This window comes from Citrobacter sp. GW821-FHT07H02 (assembly GCF_059418505.1).
In genome coordinates this window covers 72,440-80,837 of record NZ_JBWKPZ010000023.1, presented here as the reverse complement: position 1 = coordinate 80,837, position 8,398 = coordinate 72,440, and the positions used below count along the sequence as shown (strand labels likewise).

Below are 8,398 nucleotides of genomic sequence, written 5' to 3'. Positions count from 1 at the left end.
CTGGTTTTGTCATGAGTCACCTCTGATTGAGAGTTTACTCACTTAGTCGCGTGTCCACTATTCGCGGGTAAGATCATACCACTGTCATGGGTTTTTGCCTCCAGAATATGGCGGACAATGGCAACATCCCCGTCAACCTGGACAGTCTGGTCGTTAAGGTTCAGCGTCTCAAATTTAGATTTGCCTGTCACAATCGCATCAACAAACTCGGCGTTATTTTCAATTCTTCCGCTTGAGTGACCATAGCTCAGAGAAGGCAGGCCCACTTTTTCCAGACTGGTTTTTTCAGCGCTGAGCATGGCAAGACGCATATTTTCCACCGCGTCAGTCACCGCTTTAACATCAGTACTTTGTGCAAAGCAGGAGCTGCTCAACAGCAATAATGCCGTACAAAATAATTTTTTCACGTTTGTCTCCAGTTATACGTTTTCCGGTCAGAGTTGATCATCTGTCGGGATCCATGTCCCAGGTCCCGTAAGCCGTGGCAACAACAGAATCCCAGAGGCGGAGTGTTACTGCCTGAAACAAATAAAACACATAACCAAATAAAATAAAACATCGGTTTATATACGTACGTCACATATTTATAAAACACCGGAGTCCACAGGTGATAAGCACTCAGCCAGGCAGTCTGTGGTTACAACTGACGGGTTTTGATCTGGCAGTATTCCCCCTCCAGAGCATCTCCACCTTCACATTCCCCCAGTGCCCTGCCGACTCTATGCCTGTGTCATCGTAGCCGGCTGTAAACCCGAGTCCGGCACCACTTATTCCAGAAAAACCAGCCTACGACTGGTTTTTTGCTTTTGGGGTTCTGGTAGATTTCTGGTCAACCGTGCTCATTAAGCCCGTTCACTACCACCGACATCCGGTCCTACATAATCCCTCAGCCATAGACATTACTCTCTGGAAACTATGCCCTAGTCCGTAAATCTGCCTATAGCCGGATTGGCATAATCGTAATATCAGTCAACCATGATGCTTTTATAGAGTCCTCCGGACTCAGATAAAGATAATATTTTATTTATAAACGCACCTTTTTTCTGAGCTGCTCGCCAAATATCTTTATTCTTCAAGAACAGCATGTTATATCATGGAGCGTTACTGCAGAACTGATACGACAGATGTATATTAAGGTGGAAATTATGGGACATGAACCAAAATACATTAAAGAAGAAAAGATACGCAGAGGATGTGTCATTCGCTCAGAGTTATCTAAATTAGGGTTTAAGTTTTATCATTTTGGTATTTACGCAGGGAATGAGAAAGTCATACATTTTTCAGATGGTGCGGTAAAGAGAGAACCTTTAGATCATTTTGTAGAAAAATTTGAACGTTACTTTGACATTATGGCGTTTGATGAAAAACACACCACTGAGTTTTCCCTTGAGCAGTCGTATCAAAGGGCTCGGCAATGCTTAGGTATGTCAGAGTACAACCTGCTTAAAAATAACTGTGAGCATTTTGCTCTTTGGTGTCGAACGGGAAAGGCGTTATCCAGCCAATCATTTGGCTGTGAATCACAAAAAATATCATCAATGAATCATTTCAGCTGCATCAAAATTGATATAAATATCCCTGGTGTTATGAGTTACTTTAATAACAAATTGGGGATGAAAACAAGCAGAAGAATTACACTTGATAAAAACAATATCATGCCCATACTTCGGCGTTTTTTAATGTAGTTTTATTCCATAAGGTATCCCCCCTGATTGCGTTCAAGAGACCCGCTCACTTCCTGAAGTCAACATCCATCCACGGTGAATGACAGAGCGATGAATTGACCGTCGATGCCTAATGGTGAAATCAACATTGGCTGGACTGAATGATATGTTCCTGTTTTCGATTTATCCGAGAAACAGATTGTGTAGTCGATAACGCCGTCTCTGTTCTTGTCTTTTTTCTCTATGACGCTAAATGTATAGATCCAGTCTTTATTCTCTATCGAAAATCCATTACTAAAATAATCAGGAGCAGGAAGCCCTGTTTGACTTAAATAGACCATATCTTTCGTTCTCTTTGGCATTAAAGAACTTCGAAAAGTCGAGATGTTTAATTTATCGTATAGAGTTTGCAATTCCGAAAGTGTAACTATTTGATCCTTAGCCATAGCAGGAAATGAAAGCAGCAAAAAAACGATAGTTATAATTCTCATAGTCACCCTTTTAAATATTCTTCTTCTTTACGCTGACCTGAGCGTAAGTGAAAAAGAAAAATGGGGCAAGCAGGATCAACCAACTCATACCCAACCCGTGTGCAAAACGTCAGATTGTTATGATGTAGGCGCAACAACGTCTGGAGAAGGGAAGCATTACCACTTCCCTTCTGAACAGGTAGCACTTTAGTGCAGCAAGATTGTATCCCACTTTTTATAAATGGTCAGAGTCACTTCATACAGGGCAGAAAAAATACGCTGATCAGCGTTGCACAATACTGACACTATTTTGTGAACCGCTTTGGCTAACATATGCTGAAGCCGCAGCATTTTGAGTAATATTCACTGAACTCCCTGTCGCGCCGAGTTGCTGAACGTGAACCGTTCTTGCATCACGAGAATCCGTACCTAAATCCATAGTCCCCTGGTTAATGGTAATATCGCTGTTAGAGGTCGCGATATCCTGTTGCACATCAGCCATATCATATCCACCATTTTGGGAGATCGACAGGCTATTATTATGACCATTTTGCTTTATATCTGCCGTATTCCCTGCATTCGCCTGAGTAATCGAGGCCCGATTATTTACACCACCCTGCTCGACAGTCGCCATATGATGAGAAGCGCTTTGCATATGGGTAGCGGCACTGCTCTGATAAATTTTAGTCGTTTTAATCACTGCTGGAGTCACTGTAAGATCTGCTGCCAATACACTGCCAGAAATAACAAATAAAAAAGCCGCAACCAGTTTAATGAAATGCATTGCTAATACCTGTCTGTTGACTGTTAATAAATAGAGAGTGATGTTGTTTTGTATGTGACATTGTTTATATCTGATGAACAATATCACTTAACAAAATTAAATTTATTTGACTAATCCAGAATTAAAAACAAACCCAGTACTGCCAGGCGTTATTTTATTTAATAGGAATATTTATTGATATGGGGGCATAACAGTATGAGAACGTCTTGTTAACTCATGTCGGTGTATATTGGATTCTGTGGCTGAGCATCTTTGTCAGTCACTTTTCATGGTGGGAATAATATCACACTTTTAATTTTCTGCTCAGAAATAATACAGCATGTGATGCGAAAACAATCTGAAAGTAGTATTGCTCTAAATAAAACAACAGAAAAATTGAAACAATTTGCGCCCCATCGCACAGAAGTCAGTGAACCAATGAAAGTCGGCGTATAATTTCAGTTAAATATATCGCCATTCAACACTAAATTCAGATATTTCAAGGGAGATGCAACGCCGAAACCGGGATTGCCGCACCAACATGCCTGCCAGGAAGTCGTTTTTAGCGTTTTGAGAATGAAACTACCTTTATGAATCAGCGGCGGCAGACAACCACCGCTGATTTCTCTTCAAAACGAGAGGCTACGCCTTCACAACTATCAAAGGTTCTATATCACTCTCTTTCTTAATCACCAGTGATTCGTCACCACGCAGGCAAGTGCCGCCGTAGTTACCGCCAACGGTGAACGTACAGACCTGAATGTACTTACCCGCCACGTTTGGTAGACACCAAAGCTGCTGATAAATGTTCTTCTGCTCTGCAAATTTACCGCTGGTTTTATCCAGTAGCTCTTCCTGATGACTGACCAAATCAATGTTGCTGCCACAGCGGCCCGCGATCGGCTTCACCGCATATCCTGTCTGCACCAGTTCATCGTTAACGGTGAAATCCGTATCAAGAAGATAGCGATGATGGGGGAACAGCTGCCACAGAATCGGCAGGATAGCTTTGTTGCCGGGGATCATTGTCCACAAGGGCTCAAAGACTAAAACTTCCGGGCGGAGCAGCACATCGATCAGACGGACTTCCTGGTGGGTATGCCCGGTACGAATCGGTACCGCCGCGTATTCAGTTTCACTGACCTCACGCACCTGTTCAATGGCCGTTTCCCACGCCCAGGTTTTCCAGACGCAGTTCACCAGCCGACCCTCGCCATCAATCAACTGACCGGCATCATCCCAACGCAGTTCATCCAGACCGCGCAGGATCTTGCTTTCAAAGCCCGCCTGATGCAGCGCCTGCTGCATAAACTGCGCATGATAGTTCTCCTCAATATCCTTATCCTGCATGATATGCACGAAAGGACGCGCATGGCTGTGTTTCCAGGCGCCCGCCAGTTCGTTGATCAACCCCTCCGCCGGATTATGCCCCGTCCCTTTATAGCCCTGCTCCGCCCATCTTTCGAGGATCAAGCCTGCCTCGGTATGACACGACGCGGAATCGGCGTTGTATTCATATACCTTCAGCCCGCGTTCATCCATACAAAAATCCATACGACCGGTGATCATATGGTGGCGACGGCGTTGCCAGGAGAGCCGCAAGCGCGGCCAGAGGATTTTCGGGATATCAAACAGCGCCAGCAGGCTGTCATCTTTCAGCACTTTGTCGGTCGCATGCAGGTACATCAGATGTAATTCATTGGTCGCTTTGATCAGCTCCTGCTCTGCACTTTCGGTTATGGTGAAATACTGATGCGGATCCTGATTGATCACATGACCATTCGCCTGCACATACGCTTTCTGCAGCGGATCCTGTTCATTGAGCCATTTACCGTCAAACTGCCCTGTGTCTTCCAGCCGCGCACCACGGATCTTCAACGCGTCGTTGGCGATCTCAGGTTGCGGCAGGCTGTGGCGCGTATCATCCGTCTGGATCATCCAGCCCAGAATAGTGGTGTCATCAAAGGTATCGCGAAGGGTATAACAGCCGTTCTCTACTACCATCTCCAGTTCACGGGTCCACTGCTGACCCGGGGGAAGCGGCGTGTGGATCACGTTCTGTTCCGCAATGCGGACTTTGGTGCCCAGTAGCTGGGTGATGATCGCCACATGGCCAGTGTCGTTGAACTCACCGCCTTTTTGCCAGATCAGCAGCGCGCCCGCGACGGGTGCCCGGGGAGAACCATTAGGAAAAGCTTGTAACGGCAGGATGTTGTCATTCACCACTTCACGCAGGAAGCGCAGCGAGAAGATTTCCCACGCCATTCCAACATCAGTGAACACAACACCATAATTAAGAAAGAGAAAACGGCGGGCGAACTCGACGCACTGCCATTTGTGGCCCATATATTCGTCGTCAATGTAGCTACGAAAAGCAGCATCATCGTCGTAGTCCCGTGGGTCGAGGGAGCTGTAATCTGAAGAGTAGATCGCCACACCACCGGGGGCGTAGCCCAATAATGTCCCGAAAGGGGCATCCTGACTAGTCGTTCCTTTGCTCATGCACCTTACCTCAAAACAATACAGCCTGAGCAGCCTGGCGTTAATTTTTCGCTCTGATTGCCTGCTCTGCGACACTAACCGGACAGAGGTCGACTTATCATACACCTCAACGAAGCGGATGGCGTTCAGAGGCAAAAAATTCACAATGGGTGGCTATCTTAATGTCCCAATCTGTTAAATGCGGACGTACTGAACTGCTACACTGCTTCAACACAACCCCTCAGAAGGCAGGTCTACATGTCCGATAACACTTATCAGCCCGCGAAAGTCTGGACGTGGGAAAAATCCAACGGCGGCGCGTTCGCCAATATCAATCGCCCGGTTTCTGGCCCAACCCATGAAAAAACGCTGCCTGTCGGCAAGCATCCTCTACAGCTCTACTCTCAGGGAACGCCTAACGGTCAGAAAGTGACAATCCTGCTGGAGGAGTTGCTGGCGCAGGGCGTAACCGGAGCGGAATATGACGCCTGGCTCATCCGCATTGGCGAAGGCGATCAGTTTTCCAGCGGCTTTGTTGAGGTCAATCCAAACTCGAAGATCCCGGCGTTGCGCGATCATTCGCTGACCCCGCCGTGTCGTGTGTTCGAATCAGGTTCTATCCTGCTTTATCTGGCGGAAAAGTTTGGCTATTTTCTGCCGCAGGACCTGGCAAAACGCACTGAAACCCTGAACTGGCTGTTCTGGCTCCAGGGAGCTGCACCGTTCCTCGGCGGTGGTTTCGGCCATTTTTACCACTATGCGCCAGTGAAAATTGAGTACGCCATCAATCGCTTCACGATGGAAGCTAAACGTCTGCTGGATGTGCTGGATAAGCAGTTAGCTCATAACCAGTATGTCGCGGGAGATGAGTACACCATTGCCGATATGGCAATCTGGCCGTGGTTCGGTAACGTCGTGTTAGGGAACGTTTACGACGCGGCAGAGTTCCTCGATGCGGGCAGTTATCAAAACGTCCAGCGCTGGGCGAAAGAGATAGCAGAGCGTCCGGCTGTTAAGCGCGGGCGGATTGTAAACCGCACTCACGGACCGCTGGACGAGCAACTGCATGAACGTCATGACGCCAGCGACTTCGACACCCAGACCGAAGATAAGCGCCAGAGCTAAACCTGGATGCCGGACAAGACGTTTACGTCACCGTCCGGCATGAGATTGCCTGATGGCGCTTTGCTTATCAGGCCTACACGTTTGTCTCTGTTTACCTAAACCCATGTTGCCTGAGGATCGCCCCCGCTTGTGGTGAAAGCAGAAAGTCTGAAAACGGCTTACCCCGTTCACTTAAGCAAGCAAAAGCGTACTGAACAACCGGATTATACGGCTCAGGTATTGCCAGAATTTTTAGCGTAGCAACCTCACGCAATCTGGGCGCATAGCTGGCGTAGCCGATGAAGGCATCGGTGTAGTCGTTGTTGATTAACCACTCCGCAGCCAGCCTGCCCGCCGGAATGGCTAATGTTTCCCTGCCGCCGACCAACGCCACTGCGCGCTCTCGCACACGTTCTCCTGCTTCCCCCATTCGTGAGAAAAGCTGCTGGGTATAATCACCGGACGGATCGCAACCCGCCGTTGATGTCCCAATCCGCAGCGTCGGACGGGTTAACAGCGCCAGCCAGTCATCACCGGCACGCACGAGATCTTCCCGTACGCAAAGACACAGGCGATTGGTGGTGAATGGCGCGACAAACAGCGCGCGCCCGGCGTCCAACAGCGCTTGCGGATGCGCCAGGTTTGCCGAGGCAAAAAAGTCGCACGGCTCCCCTGCTTCAATCCGTTCGCGCAGCAACCCCGCTGGACCATAATCACAGGAAATATCCTGTCTTTCTTGCGCCTGAAAACACGCAATTAGAGGTCGCCAGACCGCGCGTAAACTCCCGGCAGCCAGTATGTGCATCAGTCAACACCCTGATAATCGGTACGATAAAATCGCTGATACCAGTCATTGGCGACATTACGCATATCAATATCCTGAAACATCTGTGGATAGAGCTTTTTCGCCATCCACAATTCACCGATGCCCATCGCTTCCGGCATCGGGTAGCCCCAGGCTTTGGCATAGTCTGGCATTAGGTATACGCGGTGATTTTTCACCGCATCAATCACCTGCCACTGCGGGCTTTGCAGGATCTCGTCGACCACTTTCGGATAGCGATCCTGCACGAAGATCACCTGCGGGTTCCAGGCAATCACCTGTTCCATGGCTACCGGTTTGAAGCCTTTAATCGTGGCAGCCGCTACATTCAGCGCCCCCGCATGCGCCATCATCACCCCGGTATATTTACCGGAACCGTAGGTGGTCAGATCCGGGTTCGCCATATAAGCGCGAACACGCTGATTTTCAGGAATAGCCTGCAAACGATCGCTGACCCTCTTGCGCCCGTTATCCGTTGCTGCAATCAGCGCTTTTGCCTCTTCCGGCTTGTTGACGATATCGCCGATAAGCGTAATACCTTCACGCAGACCCCGATCGTAAGCCTGTTCTTCATCCGCCATCGTCGGATTTATTTTGGATTGTTCACCGGCGGTATCAACACGCAGAGAAATAGCCACCACCGGAATGCCGAGGTGGCTTATCTTGTCGATCATCTCCTGTGGCGCGTAGTTCGTGACGAACACGACCTGGGGGTGCAGAGCCACCAACGCTTCAGCATCCACATGGGTTAAATCACCCAGGGTGGCTTTCTTTGTCAGTTCCGGAGCCAGGCGCGCGTAACCGTCGCCAAGTTGCTGTTTCCAGTTCGCCATCACGCCAACAATTTTGTCGGTGGCATTCATCTGCACCAACAGGTTTAGCGTCTGATGCTGAAGCACGACCACGCGATCCACGGAGTCCGGAACAGTCACCTGGCGGCCAAGTTGATCGGTAAATGTTCGGTCGGCCTGAGCCAGTAATGGCAGGGAAAAAAGCAACGCCAGCAAGGAAAGCTGGCGTAAGGATTTAAGCATGCGGGTGTCCTCACTATCGATGTATAATTAATTATACATCGATGTAAGGGCACTTAACA

7 protein-coding genes are annotated in these 8,398 nt (G+C 48.5%); 2 read left to right on the top strand and 5 right to left on the bottom strand.

Going from position 1 to position 8,398, the window contains the following annotated elements; translation table 11 throughout:
* Nucleotides 1-38: 38 nt before the first annotated feature.
* A complete protein-coding gene (locus AC07NP_RS19385; protein WP_494661448.1) occupies nucleotides 39-407 on the bottom strand; it encodes a nuclear transport factor 2 family protein in 369 nt (122 codons plus the stop codon).
* A 738-nt stretch (nucleotides 408-1,145) separates the two neighbouring features.
* Here AC07NP_RS19385 and AC07NP_RS19380 point away from each other — a divergent pair.
* Nucleotides 1,146-1,685: a lecithin retinol acyltransferase family protein gene (locus AC07NP_RS19380; protein ID WP_494661447.1), complete on the top strand. Its 540-nt coding sequence runs from the start codon at nucleotides 1,146-1,148 to the stop codon at nucleotides 1,683-1,685.
* Nucleotides 1,686-2,417: 732 nt separating this feature from the next.
* Here AC07NP_RS19380 and AC07NP_RS19375 read toward each other — a convergent pair.
* Both AC07NP_RS19375 and gss read right to left on the bottom strand, forming a co-directional pair.
* The gene (locus tag AC07NP_RS19375; RefSeq protein WP_494661446.1) at nucleotides 2,418-2,918 is read right to left on the bottom strand and encodes a hypothetical protein; all 501 of its coding nucleotides are present in this window, start codon (nucleotides 2,916-2,918) and stop codon (nucleotides 2,418-2,420) included.
* Between the two features lie 621 nt (nucleotides 2,919-3,539).
* On the bottom strand, nucleotides 3,540-5,399 hold the full coding sequence (gss, locus tag AC07NP_RS19370) for a bifunctional glutathionylspermidine amidase/synthase (protein ID WP_203359998.1): 1,860 nt from the start codon (nucleotides 5,397-5,399) through the stop codon (nucleotides 3,540-3,542).
* 237 nt (nucleotides 5,400-5,636) lie between these two features.
* Between gss and yghU the strand changes: the two genes are divergently transcribed.
* Nucleotides 5,637-6,503, top strand: coding sequence for a glutathione-dependent disulfide-bond oxidoreductase (gene yghU / locus AC07NP_RS19365; RefSeq protein ID WP_494661445.1), 867 nt, complete (start codon nucleotides 5,637-5,639; stop codon nucleotides 6,501-6,503).
* Nucleotides 6,504-6,594: 91 nt separating this feature from the next.
* Here the strand turns inward: yghU and AC07NP_RS19360 are convergent, their stop codons facing one another.
* Both AC07NP_RS19360 and AC07NP_RS19355 read right to left on the bottom strand, forming a co-directional pair.
* The gene (locus AC07NP_RS19360) at nucleotides 6,595-7,287 is read right to left on the bottom strand and encodes a molybdate ABC transporter substrate-binding protein (RefSeq protein WP_494661444.1); all 693 of its coding nucleotides are present in this window, start codon (nucleotides 7,285-7,287) and stop codon (nucleotides 6,595-6,597) included.
* A complete protein-coding gene (locus AC07NP_RS19355) occupies nucleotides 7,287-8,339 on the bottom strand; it encodes an ABC transporter substrate-binding protein (protein WP_494661443.1) in 1,053 nt (350 codons plus the stop codon). Before AC07NP_RS19355 ends, AC07NP_RS19360 begins: the two co-directional genes overlap by 1 nt.
* Nucleotides 8,340-8,398 lie beyond the last annotated feature (59 nt).